This window comes from Nannocystis bainbridge (genome assembly GCF_028368995.1).
GTDB classification, from domain to species: Bacteria; Myxococcota_A; Polyangia; order Nannocystales; family Nannocystaceae; genus Nannocystis; species Nannocystis bainbridge.
The window spans coordinates 862499-884153 of sequence record NZ_JAQNDL010000002.1; the positions used below are offsets into that span (position 1 = coordinate 862499).

Consider the following 21655-nt stretch of genomic DNA (forward strand, 5'->3'; position numbering starts at 1 on the left):
GCCTGAGGCCCGCAAATTCAGGCGGCGAATTTGCCTACGCCGCGCTGCGAGGATTGCACAGTGGACGCTGTGGCAAGTTGAAAGCCCGGCCACGATAGCGCCGCACATGGCCGCCGAGGCCGCTCGGCGGGCCGAGGCTGAGGACGCTGCTAGTCTTGTCGCCATGCCGATGCGGGAGGGCTCGATGTCGAAGCGATGGACGTGGCTGACCGGGGTGGCGGCGAGCATGGCGATGGGCGCGGGCTGCGACGCGCCGGAGGCGGGCGAGTGCGGCTGCAGCGAAGATGTGGTGAGCGTGCGCGAGTCGCAGCTCAACGGGGCGAAGCTCAACGGGGCGAAGCTCAACGGGGCGCGGCTCAACGGGGCACGGCTCAACGGGGCGCGGCTCAACGGGCCGAACGGCACCACCGACTACATCGAGATCGAGAAGATCAGGCTCCGCAAGGAGTCGTACAACGTGCAGTCGAGCTGGCTGGTGGGCAGCAATCTGCACATCAAGACGACGACGAACGAGGTGTTCTCCGGGACCGAGCTCGACTCGACCAGGATCAAGTTCGATCTGGCGGAGGGCGGCTGGGCCAGGAAGAAGACGCTCAAGGTCCTCGACGTCGAGCCGCTGGCGCCCGGCTCCGACGTGCTGCTCTACGACCTGGCGCTCAAGGTCGACGAGAAGGAGTGGGAGCCGCTGTGCGTCGACGAAGAGGGGGAGCCGACGCAGGCGATCCTGCTCGGGGACGTGTGGGACTCGGCGAACGGGAAGCGGCTGCCGTCGACGGGCGACGGGCTGACGTTCGCCTGCCGCGACGCGGCGCTGGCGAAGTGCGTCGAGTGGGGCTACCGGCCGTGGAAGGCCAACCTGCGCGAGTTCCATCAGGCGTGCACGCGGCTGGTCCGCGCCGACTACTGCGGTAACGGTTCGTCGCACACGGAGGCCGGGACGCTGATCCATGTGCTCGATCAAATCGGCGTGCAGACCGTCGATCCGGACCGGCAATTCGTGGTCGAGGCCGAGTGGGGCCCGAACGGCGCGGTGTGCCTCAACACCGCCAACACGCGGCTCGCCAACCAACAGATCGGCTGCAACATCCCGGCGTGCGGCGCCCCCTTCGCGTCGGGCGGCCTTATCCAGAGCGGCAAGATCGTGGTAGGTCCTTGATGGCCGCATGAGCGAGGCGAGCCCAGATCCCACGTCGATCGGCCCCTTCATCGTGGAGCGCAAGCTCGGTGAAGGGGCCATGGGCGTGGTGTTCGTGGGCTATGATCGCAAGCTCGAGCGCAAGGTGGCGCTCAAGCTGGTCCGCAGGCAGCTGCTCGGCAACCCGGCGGTGCGCGAACGGATGACGCGCGAGGCGCAGGCGATGGCCCGGCTGTCGAACCCGCACGTCGTGCAGGTCTACCAGGTGGGCGAGCACGACGGCGGCATCTACATGGCGATGGAGTACGTCGAGGGCGAGACGCTCTCGGAGTGGCTCGGACGCACGCCGCGGCCGTGGCAGCGGGTCCTCCGCACGCTGTGCGACGCGGGGCGCGGGCTGGCAGCGGCGCACGCGGCGGGCCTGGTGCACCGCGACTTCAAGCCCGACAACGTGCTGGTCGACGGCGACGGGCACGCGCGCGTGCTCGACTTCGGCCTGGTGCAGGCGGAGGGCGCGGACGAACCGGCGGAGCGGGGCTTTCGCGGGGCGTCGATGGATCCGGAGGTGACGACGACGGCTCCGGGCGAGGAGGCGCCGCCGGCCCACGCGACGGCGCCGGGGACCGTGCCGGACGATCGCTCGAGCATGCTGCACTGGTCGGTCCGCCTGACGCAGCTCGGCAACGTGCTCGGGACGCCGGCGTACATGTCGCCGGAGCAGCATTTCGGCCGCGCCGCGGGGCCGACTTCGGATCAGTTCAGCTTCGCCATCACGCTGTACGAGGCGCTCTACGGGGTGCGGCCGTTCGGCGGCGACTCGTGGCAGGCGATCCGTCTGCAGATCCAGGAAGGCATGGTGTCGCCGCCGCCGCTCGAGTCGCCGGTGCCGCGGCGGCTGTTCAAGGTGATCGCGCGGGCGCTGGCGCTCGAGCCCGGCGATCGCTGGCCGAGCCTGGCGGCGATGATCGCGGCGCTCGAGCACGACCCCTGGAAGCTGCGCGTGCGGGTGGCGGCGATGGCGGGCCTCATCGGCGCGGCGTCGGTGGCGAGCTACGCGGTGGCGGTGTCGCAGGTCGAGGGCGGGCAGCGCTGTCGCTTCGACGCCGACGCGCTCGCGGGGGTGTGGGACCAGGCTCGGGCGACGGCGATGACCCGCGCGTTCGAGGCGACGCACCTGGCCTTTGCGACAGACACGGCGCGGCGCGTCGCGGGCCGCATCGACGCCTACGCGGGGGCCTGGCTCGGGGCGCGGCAGTCGGCCTGTCAGGATCACGCGACCGGGGCCCAGACCGATCGCTTGACCGATCTGCGGGTCGCCTGCCTCGAGCGGCGCAAGGCGCACCTGGCGACGCTGGTCGACGTGTTCCTGGCCGCCGAACGATCGGTGGTCGAGAACGCGGTGCAGGCGGTGGCGGCGCTGCCGAGCCTCGCGGCGTGCAGCGACTCGAGCGAGCTGGTGGAGACGGTGCCGCCCGACGATCCGGCGGTGGCCGAGCGCGTCGAGGCGGCGGGGCGCGAGCTGGGGCGCGTCGACATCCTCGAGCGCACCGGGCAGTACGAGTCGGGGCTGGCGCTGGCGAGGCAGCTGCGGGGGGAGGCGGCGAGCCTCGGTTATCCGCCGCTGGCGGCCCAGGCGGCGCTGAGCGAGGGCCGGGTGTTGATGGCGTCGGTGCGCGGGGAGGAGGCCGAGGCGGCGCTGCAGCAGGCGCTGCGGCTGGGCATCACCCACGACCTGCACGCGATCGCGGCCGAGGCGGCGATCATGCGGATCTTCGTGGTGGGCAACGACCTCGCGCGCCCGCGCGAGGCGCTGGCGACGGTGCCGTTCGTCGAGGCGCTGCTCGAGCGCGCCGGCGACGGCGGCAAGCTGGGCGTGCTGCTTCACAACAACATCGGCGCGATCGACGACAACCTCGGCGACTTCGAGGCCGCGCGCGCGTCGTACGAGGCGGCGATCGCCGGGCTGCGGCGGCTCGCCGAGTCCGATCCGATCGAGGCGATCGTGCACAACAACCTCGGGATCCTGTACGTCGACCGGCGCCAATTCGACGCGGCCCACGGCCACTTCGCGCGCGCGCACGAGCTGTTCCAGGCGATCCTCGGCGACGGTCATCCGCTCACGGCGCACCCGCTGATCGGCCTCGGCGACGTCGACCTCGGGCGCGGCCGGCACTTCGAGGCGATGCCGAGCTACTTGCGCGCGCTGGCCCTTCTCGAGGGCGCGCACGGGCCGGAGCACCAGTATCTGCGGTACCCGCTGGTCGGCCTCGGGCACGCGCACGTGCGGGCGGGCCGGGGCGCCGAGGCGGCCGAGTTCTTCGCGCGGGCGGTGCAGATCGCGGAGCGGACCGAGGTGCGCGACAAGTTCTTCGCCGAGGCGCTCGAGGGGTTGGCGGACGTCTCCGCGGCGGCGGGTGACACGGAGCAGGCTCAGCAGCTGTATGAGCGCGCGGTGGGGGTGTTCGACGAGGTCTCGGGCGCCGATGACGACGGGGGCACGCGCGCGGCGCTGCGGGCCGGCGAGGTGGCGCGGCAGCGAGGCGACGGCGACGCGGCGGTCCGATGGTTCGAGCGGGTGATGGTGCGGCAGAACGCCGTCGGGTCGCAGCATCGGGCGCGCGCCGCGGCCCAGCTCGCCGTGGTGCTGGCGCCGCGCGAGCCGACAGTGAGCGCACGAGTCTGCGAATTGGCACGGGGCGCCGTCGCGGACCTCGACGAGGCCGAGCCGCTGCGGGCAGAAGCGAGCGAGCTGGCGCGTCAGGCCTGCGGCCCCGGCTGAGCCTCGGGGTATGATCGCCGGAGGTGAGCGCCGGCGACGTGGAAGACACGGTTCCGGGGGAGAGGGCCCCCGCTTCGCCGCGCCCTTCGCCCGAGCCGATCGAGGTGCCGCCCAGCATCGGTCGCTACCGCGTGCTGTCGCAGCTCGGCGCCGGCGGCATGGGGGTGGTCTACGCGGCCTACGACAACGACCTCGATCGCAAGGTGGCGATCAAGCTGGTGTTGCCGGACAGCGACGGTCAGGGGCGCGAGGCGGCGCTGCTGCGCGAGGCGCAGGCGCTGGCCAAGGTCGAGCACCCGCACGTCGTGCGCGTGTACGAGGTCGGCAACTTCCGCGGCCAGGTCTACCTGGTGATGGAGTTCCTCAGCGGGGCGACGCTGCGCAGCTGGATGCGGGCCGAGCCGCGGCCGTGGCGGCAGCGGCTGGCGGTGCTGATCCAGGCCGGTCGCGGGCTGCAGGCGGCGCACGACGCCGGGGTGGTGCACCACGACTTCAAGCCCGACAACGTGGTGGTCGACGGCTCGGGGCTGGCGCGCGTGGTCGACTTCGGGCTGGCGGGGGCCGAGGTCAGTGTGGACGACACGACGGTGCTCGGCACGCCGCGCTACATGCCGCCCGAGCAGTGGCGCGGGGCGCCGGCGGGGCCGCGGGCGGATCAGTTCAGCTTCGCGGTGACGCTGTACGAGGCGCTGTACGGCCGGCGACCGTTCGCGGGGGCGACGGCGATCTTGCTGCGCGAGGCGATCGAGATCGGGGTGGTGCCGCCGCCGCCGTCCGACTCGAAGATCCCGCGGCGGTTCTTTCGCATCCTCGAGCGGGCGCTGTCGCCGACCCCGGAGGCGCGCTGGCCGAGCATGGCCGACATGATCGCGGCGCTCGAGCACGACCCGTGGGCGGTGCCGCTGCGGGTGCTCGCGGTGAGCGTGGCGCTGGTGGTCGTCGCGGTCGCCAGCTACGCGACCGCGACCGTGCGCGCGAGCGATGCCCCGCGCTGCGAGACGGCGGGGGCGCGGCTCGACGCGGTGTGGGGCCCGCCGCAGCGCATCGACGTGCGTCGCGCCTTCAAGGCCACCGGGCTGGGGTTCGCGCGCGACGTCGGCGACCGCGTGATCGCCCGGCTCGACGACTACGCCGAGGCGTGGAGCGAGCAGCGGCGCGCGGTGTGTCAGGAGCACGCGTCGGGGCTGCAGACCGATCGCCTGACCGACCTGCGCAACGCCTGCCTCGACCAGCGGCTGGCGCACCTCTCGGCGCTGATCCAGGTGTTCGCGGCGCCCGATCTGTCGGTCGTCGAGAACGCGGTGCAGGCGACCGCGGCGCTGCCCGGGCTGGCCGGTTGCGCCGACACCAACGCGCTGCTGGCCGTGATCCTTCCCGACGATCCGACGGTGGTGCGCGAGATCGAGGCGCTGCGGGCCCGGCTGGCCCGTGCCGACGTGCTCGAGCAGACCGGGCGCTACGACGAGGGGCTGCGGATCGCGGCCGAGGTGCGCAAGGAGGCGGCGCGGCTCGGCTACTCGCCGCTCGCGGCCGAGGCGGCGCTGAGCGACGGGCGGCTGCGAATGGCCGCCACGCCGGGCGTAGAGGCCGAGGCGGCGCTGGCCGAGGCGGTGCGGCTCGGGATCGCCAACGACCAGTACACCGTCGCGGCCGAGGCGGCGGTGATCCACATGTACGTGGTCGGCAGCGACGCGAGCCGGCGCAGCGAGGGGCTGGCCTCGGTGATGTACGCCGAGGCGCTGGTGGCCCGCACGCACGGCGAGGCGCGCCTGGTCGCGCTGCTCCACAACAACATCGGCACGCTGCACGACGATCGCGAGGGCAGCGTCGAGCTGGCGCGGGCCCACTACGAGCGGGCGATCGAGGCGCTGCGGGTGCGCGGGGAGGCCGACCCGCTGGCGGCGATCGTCCACCACAACCTCGGGATCATGTACGTCAACCACCGGCGGCTCGACGAGGCGCGGGCGCAGTTCGAGCGGGCGCTCGAGCTGTTCGCCACCGTGTTCGGCGCCGACCACCCGCTCGGCGCGCACCCGCGGGTCGGCTTCGGCGACGTGGCGATCCTCCGCGGCGCGTACGCCGAGGCGATCCCGAGCTACCGCGAGGCCATCGCGTTGATGCAGTCGACGCTCGGCGCGGAGCACCAGTACTTGCTCGATCCGCTGGCGGGCCTCGGCGTCGCCTACGTGCGCGTCGGCAAGCACGCGGAGGCCCAGCCGTACCTCGCGCGGGCGCTGGCGATCGCCGAGCGCGACGGCCTGCGGCGCGAGCCGGTCGGCGACGCGCTGGTCGGGCTCGCCGACATCGCCGAGGCCGCCGGGCGCGCGCTCGAGGCCCGCGACCTCTACGGGCGGGCCGCCGATCTCTACGAGAGCTCGCTCGAGAGCGAGCCGACCAAGGCTTCGCACGCGGCGCTGCGGGCCGGTGAGCTGTCGGCGGCGCTCGGCCAGCGCGACGAGGCGATCCGGTGGTTCGAGCGGGTGCGCGTCAACGGCCGCGGCCCGGAGCTGGAGCGCGGGCAGGCGTCGCTGGCCCTGGCGGCGCTGCTGGCGAGCCGCGCCGCCGAGCGGGCCCGCGTGTGCGCGCTGCTGACCAGCGGCCGCGCCGCGGTGCCGGAGGGCGACCTGCGGCGGGCCGAGACCGAGCCGCTGTTCGCTGCGTGCGAGCGGCACTGAGGCGGCAGGGATGGCGAGCAGGCGCGCAGGCCGGGCTGCGAAGTCGGCGCGCTCACCGGACGCTGGCGCACGAGGGATGTCCCCGGTGGGGCATGTCCCCGGGAGCATGTCCCCGGTGACATGCCCTTGCGGACATGCCCGAAGCGACATGCCCGGTCGGACATGCCCCTTCGTTCAGCCGGCGCTGCGACGCAGGCGGGCCAGCTGGGAGTTGGCGTCGCGGGCGTAGCGGCCGGTCGGGGCCAGCTTCAGGTAGGTCTCGTAGGCGATCACGGCGCCGGCGTCGTCCTTGCCGTGCTGGCGCAGCACGCCGAGGGTCAGCCAGCAGTCGGCGAGGCTGGGGTCGACCGCCACGCACTTGTCGGCGGTGGTCCGCGACTCCGACATCTTGCCCTGCTCGAGCTGGACCTGGGCGGTCAGCAGCAGCACCTCGGGGTGCTCGGGCGCCTGCTGCGACAGCTCGGTCAGCGCGGACGAGGCGACCTTGAGCTTGCCGTCCTTGTAGGCGTTCTTGGCCCGGTCGAGCCGCTCGACGAACGCCGCGTCGGTGGGCGCGGGCGGGGCCGGCTTGGGCGCCTCGACGACCTTGGGCTCGGGCAGCGGCTCGGGCTTGACCTCGGGCGCCTTGGCCTCGGCGGGCGGCTCGCCCTGCGTGTCGGCGGCGACCGTGTCGGCCGCGGCCTCGTCGGCGAACAGCGAGTCGCGCATCGCGTACACGGCGACCGCGACGATCACCGCGGCCACGGCCCCGATCAGCGGCCACGGCGGGGGCGGGGGCGGGGGCGGTGTGGCGAACAGGTCGTCGTCGCCGCCGCTGTCGCTGTCGCCCATCGGCTCGGTGGCGCCGAGGAACGCCTGCATGAACTCGTCGGCGGGGCGGGCCTGGAAGGACGGGGGCGGCTCGCTCGGCGGGGCGGGGATCGGCGCCGAGGCGATCGGCTGGATCGGGGGCGAGGGCGGCGGCGGCGGCGTGGTGCGGATCGGCGAGAGCGCGGGCAGGACGTCGAGATCGAGGTCACCGCCGAACGAGCCGAACTCGGTCGAGCGGGCCAGCGGATCGCCGCGCCGCTCGGGCTCGGGCTGGCTGGCGCGCGGCTCGACCGACAGCGGCGGGATGCCGCCGCGCAGGGTCGTCGAGAACACGCTGTCGGGCGCGAGGCTGGCGCTCGGCGGCGGCTCGCTGACGGGCTCGGGGGCTGTCCCCTGGAACATGTGCGAAAGACCAGACGCGGGCGTGGACTGCGAGGTGTGGCCGAAGTCGCCGAGCGGACGCTCGCCCTCGCCGCGGGTGGGGGCCAGGCTGGCGAACGCGGCGCTCACGGGCGAGGCGCTCGCAGGCGCGGCTTCGGGTCGCCGCGACGGATCCAGCCACTCACCGCAGAACCGGCACTTGACGGCGACTTCCTGGATCTGCTCCCCACAGAATGGGCAAGGTTTCACTTCACGGGAGATACCTCAAAGCCCCTCCCCGGCCAAGTAGGCCACATTCAGACCCCTTCCGGCGGGACCTTCGCTCCAGCGCTGCACCAGGAGCATCGCTCGCCCGTCGCTTCCGGCGCCTTCGTCGAAAGCCAGCTGGACCCGGTTCCGTCTGCCCTCCAGGTCACTGGCCCTTCCGCCAATGAGATCCCGGCCCAGGCGTTCGGCCTGGGCGACGCGCCGGTCGCGCGTCTGTTCGGCGTGAGCCGGAAGCTGGTCACGAGCCGGGTCGGCAGTCGCCAGGCCGAAAGGAAGGTCGCCCATGGGTGAACCGACCAATCTCGGGCGCTGGATCCTTCGCTCCCTCGATGTTCAAGGGCGCGACCGCGCGCGGTGCTGCGATGCGGCCATCGCCAGCGAGCTCGATGGCTGGCGCGTGTTGGTGGTCGCGGACGGAGTGTCGAGCCGCGCGCACACGCACTTCGGCGCGCACCTGACCTCGCGTGTTGCGCTGCGTGCTGCACTTCACCACTTGCTGCGCGGTGGCCCAGTGCGCCTGGTGCCCTCGGCCATTCAAACGGAGGTCGGCGCAGCGCTCCGTGCTGCTCTCTGTGCGCTGGGGGATGAGGAGGCGCGCCTTGCTCTTCCGTGCACGCTCGTGTTGCTCGTCGTTGGGGCCCAGGAGGCCGCCGCGTGGTTCTGTGGTGACGGCGATGCTGCGCTCGTCGGGCTGCCCGATGACGTGCAACTGATGCGTCGTGTCGGCCACCCCCCGTCGGGGTTGGCCAACCGCACGATGACGACGTCGAAGCTTCATCATGCTGTCGGCGACAGCACCACGGAAGCGCGCGTCATCGCCTCAGAAGATGCCTACGCGGTCCACTGGCGTCGGCGTGGCGAGGTTGTGTCGGGGTTGCCCTGCTCGTGGGCGTTCCCCGAACAGCGGCCCGCTCAGATGCTGCCCGCCTTCCACGCGATCGGGGATCTGGCGGGGCTTCGCGGTGCTTTCGTGGCCACGGATGGACTGTCGGAGGAGGGTGCCCAGCTCCTGCTCGCGTCGCCGGCGGTGATGTCGAGCGACCTCCACGAGCGAGTCCGAGGCGCGTCCGACGACGTGGGCGTTGCGTGGGGGGGCTCGCTGGCCACTCAGGTGCTGCGCGATGCCGCGACGCCGCAGCACGTCGGGGACGAACTCGAGTTGAGTCTGAGGGCCCTCGGGCTGTCGGACTCCCAACTGCGGTTGGGCCAACCGGAGTTGGCTGAAGAGGAGGACGCGTAATGCTTGCGCAGAATTTCCTCTCTCCAGCGCGCAGCAGCGAATACGGCGGGGTGTCTGCGAACGACTCCGTCTATCCTCACCTCGACTCCCCGCTTGATAGCCGCGATCTGGCGTGGTGCTGCCCAGAATCTCCCACTCTCGGCGAGGCCTGGCTCGCGTTTCTCCAGCACTGCTGGCGTCGCGTTAAGCGCGGCGACATCGCCTACGAACGGTCCGTCGCTATGCCGACCTCCGCGACCAGCTCGGCGAGCTCGGGGCTCGTCCGGTCGTCGATCTGAAGTCCAGCGAGGCCAACACCTGGCACGAGGTCATCGGCAACCGGCTTGGCAAGAACACCGGCAAGCCGACTCTGCGGACGGCCGATCTGTGCCGCGACCTCCTCAAGCAAGTCTGCGACTTTGCCGAGCTGCAGGACTGGCGCGAGCCGAGGACCAACCCGGTGGTGGTCGTGCCGCGTTTCGGCTCCTCGCCGCGTGACATCCGCCTCGAGCCGTCCGAGTGCCGGCGCGTCCTCGAGGCCCTGGACGTCATCGAGCGCCGCCGGCTTCGGCGGAACCACAAGGGTGAGCTGCGGCAAGCGACACGAGCTTCGGCCACCCGCCTGATCCGCTGCCTCTACTTGTGGGCCCGGAGGCCCAAAGAGTTGCAGTACCTGACCTGGGCCCAGGTGGTCGACCTGGACACGGACCAACCGATCGCTCGTCGCATCGCCACCAAGCGCGGCATTCGCTCCCTCGCTGTGCCGATGCCAGTGGCCCGCATCCTGCGCGAGCAGCATCGCGTCGTTGGCCACCTGTCGCCCCTCGTGTTTCCTTCCGGCGTCGGCAAGCCGCTGTCGACGTTGTGGCACGTCTGGCACGAGGCGCTGACGATCGCCGAGCTGACGGCCATCCCGCTGTACGGCCTGCGCCACAACGCGGCGACCCACCTGATCGAGGCTGGCTTTACCTCGAGACAGGCCAGCGAGGTCCTCGCCAACTCCGAGGAGGTCTTCGACAAGCACTACAACCACGCCACGGTCTCGCCGCAAGCGGCGAAGGCCGGGCGTCGTGCCGGCGTGATCATGGCGCGGCTGGGGGGACTCGGATGAATTCCCTCCGCCCAGCGCCGACGCTCGCGCATCAAGTCCCGCCACAGGAGGAGGCGCGCCACACCATGTCGCCCTCGCACCTGCGGCGCACCCCTGACGTCCCAACGCAGCGGCCGGACCACGCGCCGCCGCCCTCGGTTTGGGAACTGAACATGGAGCGCGCCTTCGCGAGTGGCGTCCTCGTTGACGCCGGCGAGCGCCATCTTCGCCACCGGCTCGGCGGCCAGGACCACGCGCTTGCACTCCGTCATCCTGGGGCCGTCGTCCTGGCGGTCGCGGATGGGGCGAGCCGCGTCGGCAAGCTGCCAAGCCGCGCAGAGGTCGGCGCGGGCCTGGTCGCGGAGCTGGCGGCGCGGAGCGCCTCTGATGCTGCACTCCGAGGTCTCGGGCCGGCCGAGTTGCGTCTCCACGTGGCCGCACTGCTCGTGAGGCACTTGCTGCCCCTGTGGGTTGCTCTCGGCGACGGCGCTGGGCCGCTGCTGCACTGCACCCTCGTCCTCGCCGTCAGCACGCCCACCTGGACCAGCATCTGGCGGATCGGCGACGGCTGCTGGGGGGCGAGCGGAAGCCTCGCGCACGGCTACCGGTCGCCGTCGTCGTCGGCATCTGTTGCCTGCTACGGCACGCGGTGGTCGGCTCACGAGCGGCGACAGGTCACCAAGCTCCACACGACGGTCGCGCACCTGTGCAGGAGCGGCGACGTCGAGGTTGTGGCGCGGGGCCTCGAGCCCGTCCTCGAGGCGGAGGGCCCTGCGTTGACGCTGTACGTCGCAAGTGATGGGCTGGACGAAGAGCCACAAGTCCAGGCGTTGCTGCGGTGCGATCAGTGGCGAGGCGACCAGTTCACTGGTGCTCTGGCGCGGCCCAACGGGTCCGATGACTTCGCGCTGGCGTGGGCATGCGAACGCTTCCGCGGCGCCGCTGGTCTGGGCCTTGGCGAAGCGGGGGGAGCGTGATGCCGAAGGTCCACATGGACGATGCCGACGGCCTGGTCGGCCCGCCGGAAACCGACGTCCTCGGCGCAGTGGGTCGCTACCTCGAGCAAAACATCGGCGCACTCGCCCGCCATCAAGTCGCCCTGACGTGCGACCTGGCCCGCGTCCTCACACGCCTGTACTGCAGGAAGTGCGACGCTCGCCTCGTCTGCAACACATGCGGCGCCTACTACCGGAATTGCACAGGGCCTTGCGCCTGCGGGGACGTCGCCGCCTGCCCGGATTGTGACCTGGCGGTCGCTGAGGTCCGCGATCGGGACGGAGCGGTGGTTGGGATGCTGCGTGGGGTCTGCTCCGAGGCGCCCCGCCCGGCGGAGGGCGCCCGCGCCAAGGAGGTGCTGCCGTGAAGAAGGCCGAACGGAAGCACCACGTGGGCCGGATCCTCGGGTCGCTCGACTATGCGGTCGACCACGACCACGACGACTGGGCACGCAGCATCGCACACACGGTCGTGGAGCTCGCGGGCCTCACGCTCGCGGAGGCCAACGCGGCGCGCGTCGCCTGGTACGCCTCCACCGGCAGTTCCCCCCCCGATGACGAGTCGCCGTTCCTGCGGCCGCTCGTCATCTTCGATGCGAAGTCCCGTCGCTTCGTGTCCATCCGCGACGCGGAGGGGCCGTGAGCACCCTCCGCGTGCTTCAACGACTCGCTGTTCGTGCACTCGCGCGGCAGCTCGCACAGCAATGCATCGATGATTCGCAGGCGCTCCTGGCGATCAACCGGGGGCTTGTCCGTGCGTCTCACGTGCGGGGCGTCAGCCGATGCACCTTCGCTGGCTTCACTGCCGCCAACGAGCCGTGGGCGCAACAGTTGCCGCTCGCTGAACGCGCCTCCGAGATGGAGACGCAGCAGTGAACTGTCAGGGGAACGCCGCCCTGCCCATGGGGGGTCGCTGGCGTGACGGCGGGGAGAGACCCGCAACCCTTCCCCGATTTTGTGGACGGCACGCGGGCGTGCCGGGAGTGATGATGCGTGGACGCTCTACAAGTTCTGGCGAGCCTAACGCGCCGCCAACGAATTGCGCTGGTGCGTCTCTATCAGCGCCTCTACTGGCCGACACGACGACACCTGCCCAAGCTCGTCGCCTACGGCCTGGTCTTGGCCGGCGAACCAGCAACCCTCACCTCCAAGGGCCGGACCCTCGCGCGTTCGATCCTGAAGAGTGCCGGCGGTTCGAGGTCTATCTAACCGCCGGCGCCGTCGCTCAGCAGGGCCTCGTCGCTGCTCGCGAGCTGCACGGGATCCGTCCCGAGCGCTGGGCGGACCTGGGCACTGGGGCCGGCGTCTTCGGCCAGCACGCTCGGCACGTGTGGCCCGCTGCCAAGAGCTGCGGCTTCGAGATCCGTAAGGCTGAGTCCTTCGCTGGACGCCACTATGACAGCTTCGTCGCCGACGACTACTTCGGCGCCGCGGCGCGCGGGGCCCTGAAGCGCTACCGGCCCCAGTTGGTGGTCAGCAACCCCCCATACACGAAAGCCCGCGAGACGCTCGCGCTGGGCCTCGATGTCGTCGAGCCGATGGGCCACGTCCTCCTCCTCCTCCGCAGCACGTTCGGCGGCAGCGAGGCTGACGACGAGCAGCTGCGGCGCTCGCCACCGGTTGACGAGTGGTCCATCCCTGGCCGGCTGAAGCTGAAGCGAGGGCACGGCCGCACAGGCAGGCCGCTCGGCGGCGACTTCGTGGGACACATCTTCCTGCTCTTCCAGCAGGGCCGCCAGGTGACGGCGCCGGTCTGGTCGCGCCGTCTGCTGCCGCCGCTTCCGTCAGCGTGGCTCGGCTGGTCGGTGCGCCCTGGTGATGAGGCGTTCACCGCGCCTCTCCCTCACGAATTCTGGCCGCTCAAGGAGAACCGTCATGGCTGAGATGGATCGCCAGTTGTTCGGCGCAACGGATCGGGAGAACCAGAAGTTGAGCGCCACCGCCCGGCTGCTGCTGGCGCTGCTCTGGACGTATGCCGACCTCGACGACGCCAAGGCCTATCGAAAATCACGCGGTCAACCGATCCGCCAGGCGCCCAAAGTCGAGGTCCGCCGCCTGGAGGAGGCCGCCTCGCTCCTGGGCTTCGAGCTCGAGACGATCCGTCGCGCGCTCGATCGGCAGCTCGGTCCCGCCGGATGGGTCCTCCGCACGAAGGACTCACGCTTTTTAGCGCTGCTCGACCGCGAGCACCGTGACGCCTATCTTGCGGCGAAACACCCATTCGCACCTGTCGTCAAGCGCGATTTGGGAGCAGATCCCGGACAACGATCCGCGGTAGATCCCGGACAACGATCCGCAGATCCCGGACAGCGATCCGGGATCTGCGGGATGGTTGTCCGCGAGATCCCGGATAACCATCCGCTCCATCCTTTAAGGGTCCCAATTGGGTCTTGAGGGTGGGTCCCTTGTATGTTCCTCGCACGAGGTGAGCCCGACGCGGCGAAGCCTCCAGAACTTCGGGGAGGCCGAGGGTCCCTGGGGCTTCGAGCCCGGTAGCGAGTGTGGTCCCCCGAAGTTCGATCTCGATTTTTCTTGGATGATTGTGGGGCTGCGGACTCAAATCGGCCCCACCGCTGCCGGGTTCGTAAGCTGTCGTACCGCCGTTTCTTCCTTCGCAGGGCGAGACTTCTCGGAGGACTTCGAGAGGCCGTGGGTCCCTGGGGCAGCGAGCCCGCGCGTGAGACGAGGCCCCGAAGTTCGAGTTTGACCTCAAGAGCCCGGACAACTGCATGAGCGTCAGCCAGCTCGAATCCTACAAGGGTGGGCGGTAGGTCAAGCGAAGCAACGAGCAGGACAGCCACGGAAGGGAAGAACGACACATGAAGCGCGTGTACTTCATCGGGATCGATGTCGGGAAGGACAGGTTGGACGTCGCCGTCAAGGCGGTGGACCCGAGCCAAGCCTCGCAGCCGACGAAGCGAGCTCACCAGGCATGGGCGTCGGCCAACAACGAAGCAGGGATCGAGGCGCTGATCGAGCGCCTCCAGCAGCTCGATCCCGTCCTCATCGTGCTCGAGGCGAGTGGAGGCTACGAGCGGCGTGCGTACCTCGCGATGCGACAGGCAGGCCTTCGCGCTGCGTTGGTGCAGCCCAACCATGCCCGGGCGTTTGCCCGTTCGATGGGGCTCCTGGCGAAGACCGACAAGATCGACGCCCTGATGCTGGCGTACTTCGCCGAGGTGCGACGACCCGAGCCGGCGATGTTGCCGACCGAGAACCAGAGCAAGATCGCGGACCTCCGAGGGGTGCGCAGCGACCTCGTCGACACCCGCACCGCCTACAACAACCGCCTGAAGACGGCGAGCGAGACGACCCGAAGGCACCTTCAGCCGCTCCTGGAGGAGCTGGAGAAGTCGATCGCCAGCGTCGAGGCCGAGCTCAAGCAAGCGGTCGAGGGCAACCCCGACGACGCCAAGCGAGCTGCGCTCCTGCGAACGGCACCGGGGATCGGGCCGATCATCGCCGCCACGCTCGTCGGGGAGCTCCCGGAGCTCGGTCGCCTGGGCCGCCGCGAGATCAGTGCCCTCGTCGGCGTCGCTCCGATGAACCGCGACAGCGGCCGCCAGCACGGCAAGCGCTCCGTCAAGGGTGGCCGCAACGAAGTCCGCGACAAGCTTTACATGGGCGCTGTGAGCGCGGCGAAGTGGAATCCGCCGATCCGGGCGCTCTACGAGCGCCTCACGGCCGCCGGGAAGCTCTACAAGGTCGTCATCACCGCCTGCATGCGCAAGCTGATCGTCATCCTCAACGCTATGGTCGCTCATGACAGGCCCTGGTCGAATCCGACTTGACGCCGCAACACAACTGCTCGCGCCCGCGCCCTCTCAGAGCTCCGCTTCCGATCTTTTCTCTATCGCTTTGGAGATCGTCTCGCGGGCGGTCCCGCCGCCGGGGGCTGCTGCGATCGCGCCGACTCGGCGCGGGTTGCGTCATCTCGTCGAACTCCTGGCGGAGGGCGAGCCGGCCGCCCGCATCGAGGCCGTGCTCTCAGATGCACCTGCCGTCGTCGCGGAGGTCAACCCGAAGGCCGCGGAGTTCTACGGTCCCGAGATGTTCGTCGGCGAACGCTGGTCGCGTTGGTGCAACGATCAGGCGCGGCTTGCAGCGAAGCGTCAGGGCCCAGCGTTGGCGCAGCGGACAGCCCCTGCCTGCATCGAACCTGCTCGCGTGGATGAGCGCGCCGAGGTCCGGAAGCTCCTCTCGCTCGTCGAGACTCCTCGTGCGCCCAACCTGTGGGAGCAGACCCAAGCATCGAGCTTGCCCGCGCACCAGCGAGCGCTCCTGTTTGCGCCTGATGCCGCACGCGATGCAGCTCGGCGCCTTGAGCAACACGCAACGTCGCAAGGACGCGAGCTAGCGCTGGACGAACTCCGAGCGGCGCTCGCCGCGGTCGCACCGACACTGGAGCCGCCACGACGCCGGACGAGCGAGGACCTCGAGCGCGAGGAAGAGCTCGAACTTGCCGAGCGAGCGACCGAGCACCAGCGCCGTACCCAGCAGCTCGCGGCGCTCGACGAGGTCGCCCGCCGCGACCCCGCCCAAGCGGTTCTGCTTTTCCGTTCGCTGCTCGCACGCGGCGACCTCGACGACGTCGAGCAACGACTCGTCGAGCAACGACTCTCGCAACTCTTGCAGCGGCAAGTCGCCGCTGCGGAGGACGACTCACGATGACACGGCGGCGTCAGCTAAGCATTGACGACCTGCTCGAAGGGACAGACATGGCGAGCAAGAGTACCAAGAAGGCACCGACAAATCGGGCTGCAGCGACTGCGGCCAAGCCCGCCCAGGCGGGCAAACCCAAGTCAGCGAAGCCGACCAAGGCCGCGGCGAAGGTCGCCGAGGAGGAGGCGGCTTCAGCCATCGCGCCCAGCTGGTGCTACGCGGCAGCGGTTGCGTGCGACCTCGTGCTGCGTGATCTCGAATGGCAGGCAACGCGCCGGGCCAAGTCGCTGCCGCGATGGGAGGATGGTGGCGTCGTCCCGTGCTTCCTCGCCGTGTTGGTGCGCGAGGGGCCTGGCGTGCTGGAGCGCGTGCACGAGCTGCTGCCGAGCTGCCCGCGGGACTGGCGTGGGTGGGCCGCCGAACGGGACGCGCTGTTCGAGAAGGCCGGCGTGGTCCTCGACTTCCGCAAGCTGGCCGACCGTCAGGTCGTCCAGGTGAGCCCGCATCACATCGAGCTCGCCACCGACCCGAAACATTCGATGTTCGACCGGCGCGCCCTCCTGCCGCCCGACCGCGGCTTGGCGGAGTCGATCAAGGCCGTGGGCGAGGTCGTCGAGGTCCTGCAACTGACGCCGCACGAGGACGAGGACGGCACGACCAGGCTGTACTCGGGGAGCGGGAGTCGGCGCACGCAGGCGACCCGCCTGGCGAACCGCCTCCTGCTCGAGGAGTGGATGCAGCAGGTTCGCCGCACCAACGACGGGAAGCGCGCGACGCTGGCGCCGCCGGTGTTGATTCGGACGGTTCACGCGATGGTCCGGCGAGAAGGCAAGGCGCGCACGGTGGCCGCGGTGGTGGCCAACCAGATGCGGCTCGAGGAGGATCTGATCCGCGAGGCGGACGGCGTCGAGCAGCTGCTCGCCGCCGGCTACCGCCTCGAGGACGTTGCAGCTCGCACGGGTAAGAGCCTCCGCACCGTGACGAACCTGCACAGCCTGAACAAGCTCGCGGCCGAACTGCGCGACGAGGTGACGCAGGGGAAGCTGCCGGCGGTGGTGGCGTACAGGCTGGCCATGGAGCCGTCGAAGAAACGTCAAGTCGAGGCGGCGCGCGCGACCGACTCCTACAAGACCGGCGGTCCCCGCTGCCAGGCGATCGATTGCTATCTCGCTGGGCAACCGTTGCCCGTGGTGGCGCCCAAGAAGCCGACGATGGCCAGCCGGACCATCCACGCGGCCGCGGAACGCCTCGCTGCCGCCTCGCTGCCGGCCGAGCTCGGGCCGTTCGTGCTGATGGCCAAGGCCATGGCCGGCGACCACGATGCGATGGCGGCCCTACCGCCGCAGATCCGTGGCGCCTTCGTGGATCCGGCGAAGCAGGCGAAACAGCGGCTGCGGTGGCAGGAAGCGGGCTTCGACGAGACCTCGCAGATGGCGTGGATGGCGGCGAGCGACGAGATCGGCCCCGAGCAAGCGAAACGCCTGCAGGGGGTTGGGGCGCTGCCCGAACACCTGAACCTATCGCCCACGGTTCACCTGCTCGACGAGGTCGAGGAGGAGTCCTGGGGCCTCGCCAGCGACACGGTCACGCTCGGGAGCCTGCTCGACGACTTCATCATCAATGAGGCGCAAGTCGCAGCCGATGCTGGTCGCGACGGGCAACGCGTCACGACATACGCGGAGCATGAGGAGCTTCGCTGGAGTCGGCGAGGGTTCACGAGCGAGGAAACGGCCTCGTGGCGCCAGGCGACGCAGACGCCCAGCCTCGAGTCGGGCTGCTCGAGCGAGATGGCCGCCGCGTTGCGCGACTCGGGCGTCACGCCCGCGATGCTGCTGCTGGCTCCGACGGGCGACCTCTTGGGGAAGTACGTTGCAAGCTGGGACTTCGAGACCAACGAGCGACTCAGTCTGGGTCTGTTCGTGATGGAGGCCGGTCTCGAAGTCGCCGAGGTCCTGAAAGATGCCGCCTCCAGCGACCAGCGCTTCGCTACCGGCGGCGAAGCGCTGGCGCTCCTGGAAGCGGAGGACGCGGCCGAATAGGCGTAATGCCGGCGAAGGAAGCTGGCGCTGATGCACCAACGCAAACTGACGCTCGGCCCGATGGCGAGCGGAATGGATGGAAGACATGGAGTTGACGGAACAGGAGAAAATCTTCGCGCAGAGGCTGAAGGGGGATCCCAACGCCCACGCCTACTGCCTGCTCGCCGCGGTGCTGCAGGCGATCGCCAATCTCGCGGCATCTCTTGCGACGACCCAGCGACCACGGGCGCAGGTCCATGAGATCGTCGTGGCGTTAGTCGCCACCATGACGGCGCTCCAGGAGCGGCGTCAGGACTGGTCGGAACAGGCAGGGACGCTCGAGGCGCATCTGGGCGCTTTCATCAAGACGGTGCCGGATGACCTGAAACCCACCCTGGGCACGTACCTGGCGAAGATCCGCGAGGCGCGGGCGGTGGGCCCCGCAGAAGGCGAGGGGTGATGGCGCGACTCGAACAGCCGCAGAAGGGACGTCACGTTCAGCTTTCAGAGAAGGCGCCGACTGGGGGACCGCCTCCGGAGGCAACCATGCCCTACCTGCCAATATCGCGTGAGACACGGCTCCTTCGGAATTCAGAGAGCAGGGCGAGACCGTGAATCGAGAACATGAGTCACCAAACCATCGAGAAGAGCGGTAACGGAGAGCAATCGAGTAGATCGGACGAGAGCACGGCAAGGCCGTTGGGCGCCGATACGGCGAGTCAGCAATCGTATAGTCCCGTCGAAGTTCTTGCTTCACCTACAGCGGGCCCGATCGCCAGGAGCGCCCTGCTGCGGAGCAGAGACAAGGAGCAATCGAGTCGGCGAGGCGAGAGCGCGTCGAGGTCGCCGGGTACCGATGCGGCGAGTCAGCAAGGGCGTAGTCCCGTCGAAATTCTTGCTGCGCTTGCGGCGATGCCGAGGCGCACTCGCGGGTGGAGTTCGGGCTCGAATCGGGCGAGGAAGGAGGCATGGATCTGATGGCGACTCAAGCACGAGAGCCCGACCCCGAGACCGCCGAGAAGGCGACGCGTCGCAGCTTCACGCCGGCGTACAAGCGGAAGATCCTCGCGCAGACCGACCACGCGAGCGATGGGCAGATCGGCGCCATCCTGCGCAAGGAGGGCCTGTACAGCTCGCTGTTGTCGACCTGGAGGCGGCAGCGAGACGAGGGTACGCTGGGCGCGTTGAAGCCGAAGAAACGCGGACCGAAGCCGAAGCAGGACCCCGAGCAGAAGGAGCTGGAGCGCCTGCGCCGCCGTGTGGCGCAGCTCGAGCACAAGCTCGAGACGGCGGAGCTGATCATCGATGTCCAAAAAAAAGTCTCGCAATTGCTCGGGATCCCGCTCGCGACGATCGATCCGTCCGAGAAGCCCTGATCGCGCAAGCGGACGATCTGTCCGCGAGGACAGGTCTGTCGCGGGCGTGCGAGGCGCTGGGGGTCTCGCGGGCGACCGTGTACCGTCGGCGCCGCCCTGCGCCGTCGCCGAGCTCGGCGAAGCCGCGGCCGTCGCCACGGGCGCTGAGCGCGGTGGAGCGCCAGGAGGTGCTGGAACTGCTGCACAGCGAGCGCTTCGTCGACAAGGCGCCCGAGGTCATCGTGCCGATGCTGCTCGACGAGCAGCGCTGGCTATGCAGCGCGCGCACCATGTATCGCCTGCTCGCCGCCGAGGGCGAGCTCCGCGAGCGCCGGCGACAGCGGCGGCACCCCGAGTACAAGCGCCCCGAGCTGCTGGCGACCGCGCCGAACCAGGTGTGGTCGTGGGACGTCACCTGGCTGCGGGGACCGACGAAGGGCCAATACTATTACCTGTACGTCCTGCTCGACATCTACAGCCGCTGCGTCGTCGGCTGGACCCTGGCGCGCCGCGAGAGCGCCGACATCGCTGCGCGCCTGATCCGCGCCGCCTGCGACAAGCAGAACATTCAACCTGACCAATTGACCATCCACGCCGATCGCGGCGCCGTCCCGACCTCCCGCGAGCTCGCCGACCTTTACGACGTCCTCGGCGCCCGCCGCTCGCACAGCCGGCCCCACGTCAGCGACGACAATCCGTACTCGGAGGCCCACTTCAAGACCCTCAAGTATACCCACGACTACCCCGACCGCTTCGCCTCCTACGACCACGCCCACGCCTTCTGCGGCCGCTTCGTCGACGGCTACAACCATCACCACCGCCACTCCGGCATCGCCTTCCTGGCGCCCGCCGACGTGCATTACGGCCGCACCGAGGCCATCCTGTCCATCAGGGCTGCCGCCCTCCACGCCGCCTACGAAGCCCATCCCGAGCGCTTCGTCCGCGGACTGTCCACGCCGCGCCGGCCTCCCGCCGCGGTCTACATCAACCCACCGCGCCGCCTCGAACGCGGCCTTCGCGAGTACGACGTCCATGTCCTTTCGGACGGGTGCAGCACGACCGATCCATCCTTTCATCACCACTCCGGCGAAATCTCACAATCACTAAACCCGACCAACACCGTGTCTCAAAGTCATTGACAGGCTCCGGACATGACGGGCCGCGACTCCTCTGCGGAGTTCCTCGAGGTGACCTGGGCCTTTCAGGAGTGCGTGCGGTTGCTCGAGCATCCGGACGCCCCCGTTAGCGACGAGCCGCCGGGCTCGACGTCCGCTGCGGGCATGCCTCCATGGGCGCAAGCAGTCGAGGAGGAGTTCAACAAGGAGAAGAACGCGCTCCTTGAGGAGTGGCGCCGCGTGAAGCGGGCCGCCACCGCGAGCGAAGCGCTAGAGGGGCTCGGAGCGCTCGCCACGCGAGCCGAGCGCTACCATCGCGCCGGCCGTGAGGTGGTGGCCGGAGTACGAGTGTTCCGGCGAATGTTCAGCAAGTGACCCTGCTGCGTGGCGCTCGCCACGCGTGCCGAGCGCTACGTGAGGGACCCGCGGTTACAGCCGCGTCAGTCCTTTTGTCGAGTTCTGCCGAAACTGAACGCCCCGCCAGCGATGGAGATCATGGTCAAAATGATGAGGCCGGTCTCTTTGTCGTAGAAGAGAAGAAGCAGGGCCCCGATAACTAGGACAAGGATGACGGTTCCCGTCACATATAACCGATGCAGCTGCAGCGCATTTTCCCGCTGCAGGTGCCGGTCCGCGAACTCAAGCTCCTCACGCCCTTGTTCTCTACGCGCTGCGATGTCGGTTTCTGTGACGCGGACCAGGGGCTGGATCACCATGTCGCGAACCGCGAGCAGCAGGGCGCTCTGCTGTTCGCTCAGCGCAGGGTGGACGCCTTCCTCTTCTGGTTGCAGGACCTCTGGCGAGTCCTCATCTCCCACGTGCTGCAACGCTTGCTCGTTACTCGTCTTGTTGGGGTCGCTCACTTCTTGCTCGGCTCGCTCTTCACGGAGCTCTGGGCACCGCGTTCATAGCTCTCTGGGCCCCGAATCACTAACCCACCGACTCTCGCTGCGACGTTGCCGATCGTGACCACGACCTGCGCTACCTCGCTTGAATTTTGCGATTGGAATTGTCCGGACGGAGTGGCAGTCCGGACACGCTCCAGAGCACGCTGGACATCACGCTTGGCGTTGGCGTTTGTCATGCTCCTTGGACAGTAGCACAACCATCAGCGCCGTCTTGTCCCCTGGGTAGGCCATGTCCGCCCGTGACCG

General features: G+C 69.8%; 20 protein-coding genes and 1 pseudogene. 17 read left to right on the forward strand and 4 right to left on the reverse strand.

The window, feature by feature from the left end; all coding sequences use genetic code 11:
* The first annotated feature begins 163 nt into the window (after positions 1–163).
* The 3 genes from POL25_RS21080 (at position 164) to POL25_RS21090 (ending at position 6589) form a co-directional block, all read left to right on the forward strand.
* Positions 164–1156 (forward strand): ADYC domain-containing protein, encoded by a 993-nt coding sequence (locus tag POL25_RS21080; RefSeq protein WP_272087924.1) that lies wholly within the window; start codon positions 164–166, stop codon positions 1154–1156.
* A gap of 7 nt (positions 1157–1163) precedes the next feature.
* Positions 1164–3914 (forward strand): serine/threonine-protein kinase, encoded by a 2751-nt coding sequence (locus tag POL25_RS21085; RefSeq protein ID WP_272087925.1) that lies wholly within the window; start codon positions 1164–1166, stop codon positions 3912–3914.
* 104 nt (positions 3915–4018) lie between these two features.
* Complete coding sequence (locus POL25_RS21090) at positions 4019–6589, forward strand: serine/threonine-protein kinase (protein WP_272087926.1); 2571 nt, start codon at positions 4019–4021, stop codon at positions 6587–6589.
* Positions 6590–6763: 174 nt separating this feature from the next.
* Here the strand turns inward: POL25_RS21090 and POL25_RS21095 are convergent, their stop codons facing one another.
* Together POL25_RS21095 and POL25_RS21100 are read right to left on the reverse strand one after the other, a co-directional pair.
* Positions 6764–8029: a tetratricopeptide repeat protein gene (locus POL25_RS21095; RefSeq protein ID WP_272087927.1), complete on the reverse strand. Its 1266-nt coding sequence runs from the start codon at positions 8027–8029 to the stop codon at positions 6764–6766.
* A 15-nt stretch (positions 8030–8044) separates the two neighbouring features.
* Entirely contained in the window at positions 8045–8332 is a 288-nt protein-coding gene (locus tag POL25_RS21100) for a hypothetical protein (protein ID WP_272087928.1), read from the reverse strand.
* Between POL25_RS21100 and POL25_RS21105 the strand changes: the two genes are divergently transcribed.
* Positions 8331–9287, forward strand: a complete 957-nt coding sequence (locus POL25_RS21105; RefSeq protein ID WP_272087929.1) for a protein phosphatase 2C domain-containing protein — start codon at positions 8331–8333, stop codon at positions 9285–9287. The genes POL25_RS21100 and POL25_RS21105 overlap by 2 nt on opposite strands.
* 202 nt (positions 9288–9489) lie before the next feature.
* Here the strand turns inward: POL25_RS21105 and POL25_RS21110 are convergent, their stop codons facing one another.
* Positions 9490–9675, reverse strand: a complete 186-nt coding sequence (locus tag POL25_RS21110) for a hypothetical protein (RefSeq protein ID WP_272087930.1) — start codon at positions 9673–9675, stop codon at positions 9490–9492.
* Between the two features lie 51 nt (positions 9676–9726).
* Between POL25_RS21110 and POL25_RS21115 the strand changes: the two genes are divergently transcribed.
* From POL25_RS21115 to POL25_RS21175, 13 genes and pseudogenes are all read left to right on the forward strand, one after another.
* Positions 9727–10377 carry a tyrosine-type recombinase/integrase gene (locus tag POL25_RS21115; protein WP_272087931.1) on the forward strand — a complete coding sequence of 217 codons (651 nt, stop codon included), beginning with the start codon at positions 9727–9729 and terminating at the stop codon, positions 10375–10377.
* 152 nt (positions 10378–10529) lie between these two features.
* Positions 10530–11333: a protein phosphatase 2C domain-containing protein gene (locus POL25_RS21120; protein WP_272087932.1), complete on the forward strand. Its 804-nt coding sequence runs from the start codon at positions 10530–10532 to the stop codon at positions 11331–11333.
* A gap of 14 nt (positions 11334–11347) precedes the next feature.
* A complete protein-coding gene (locus POL25_RS21125; protein WP_272087933.1) occupies positions 11348–11719 on the forward strand; it encodes a hypothetical protein in 372 nt (123 codons plus the stop codon).
* Positions 11716–11994 (forward strand): hypothetical protein, encoded by a 279-nt coding sequence (locus tag POL25_RS21130; RefSeq protein ID WP_272087934.1) that lies wholly within the window; start codon positions 11716–11718, stop codon positions 11992–11994. The genes POL25_RS21125 and POL25_RS21130 overlap by 4 nt, the downstream gene beginning before the upstream one ends.
* Entirely contained in the window at positions 11991–12227 is a 237-nt protein-coding gene (locus POL25_RS21135; protein ID WP_272087935.1) for a hypothetical protein, read from the forward strand. The genes POL25_RS21130 and POL25_RS21135 overlap by 4 nt, the downstream gene beginning before the upstream one ends.
* A gap of 452 nt (positions 12228–12679) precedes the next feature.
* The gene (locus POL25_RS21140; protein ID WP_272087936.1) at positions 12680–13234 is read left to right on the forward strand and encodes a hypothetical protein; all 555 of its coding nucleotides are present in this window, start codon (positions 12680–12682) and stop codon (positions 13232–13234) included.
* Complete coding sequence (locus tag POL25_RS21145) at positions 13227–13745, forward strand: hypothetical protein (RefSeq protein WP_272087937.1); 519 nt, start codon at positions 13227–13229, stop codon at positions 13743–13745. The genes POL25_RS21140 and POL25_RS21145 overlap by 8 nt, the downstream gene beginning before the upstream one ends.
* A gap of 425 nt (positions 13746–14170) precedes the next feature.
* A complete protein-coding gene (locus tag POL25_RS21150) occupies positions 14171–15142 on the forward strand; it encodes an IS110 family RNA-guided transposase (protein ID WP_272084108.1) in 972 nt (323 codons plus the stop codon).
* 67 nt (positions 15143–15209) lie between these two features.
* The gene (locus tag POL25_RS21155) at positions 15210–16022 is read left to right on the forward strand and encodes a hypothetical protein (RefSeq protein ID WP_272087938.1); all 813 of its coding nucleotides are present in this window, start codon (positions 15210–15212) and stop codon (positions 16020–16022) included.
* Between the two features lie 47 nt (positions 16023–16069).
* The gene (locus tag POL25_RS21160) at positions 16070–18052 is read left to right on the forward strand and encodes a ParB/RepB/Spo0J family partition protein (protein WP_272087939.1); all 1983 of its coding nucleotides are present in this window, start codon (positions 16070–16072) and stop codon (positions 18050–18052) included.
* An 85-nt stretch (positions 18053–18137) separates the two neighbouring features.
* Positions 18138–18491: a hypothetical protein gene (locus tag POL25_RS21165; protein WP_272087940.1), complete on the forward strand. Its 354-nt coding sequence runs from the start codon at positions 18138–18140 to the stop codon at positions 18489–18491.
* Between the two features lie 508 nt (positions 18492–18999).
* Positions 19000–20384 (forward strand): annotated as a pseudogene (locus POL25_RS21170) (IS3 family transposase); the annotation flags it as partial.
* A gap of 153 nt (positions 20385–20537) precedes the next feature.
* Positions 20538–20876, forward strand: coding sequence for a hypothetical protein (locus tag POL25_RS21175; RefSeq protein ID WP_272087941.1), 339 nt, complete (start codon positions 20538–20540; stop codon positions 20874–20876).
* A 65-nt stretch (positions 20877–20941) separates the two neighbouring features.
* Here the strand turns inward: POL25_RS21175 and POL25_RS21180 are convergent, their stop codons facing one another.
* Positions 20942–21364 carry a hypothetical protein gene (locus tag POL25_RS21180; protein ID WP_272087942.1) on the reverse strand — a complete coding sequence of 141 codons (423 nt, stop codon included), beginning with the start codon at positions 21362–21364 and terminating at the stop codon, positions 20942–20944.
* Positions 21365–21655 lie beyond the last annotated feature (291 nt).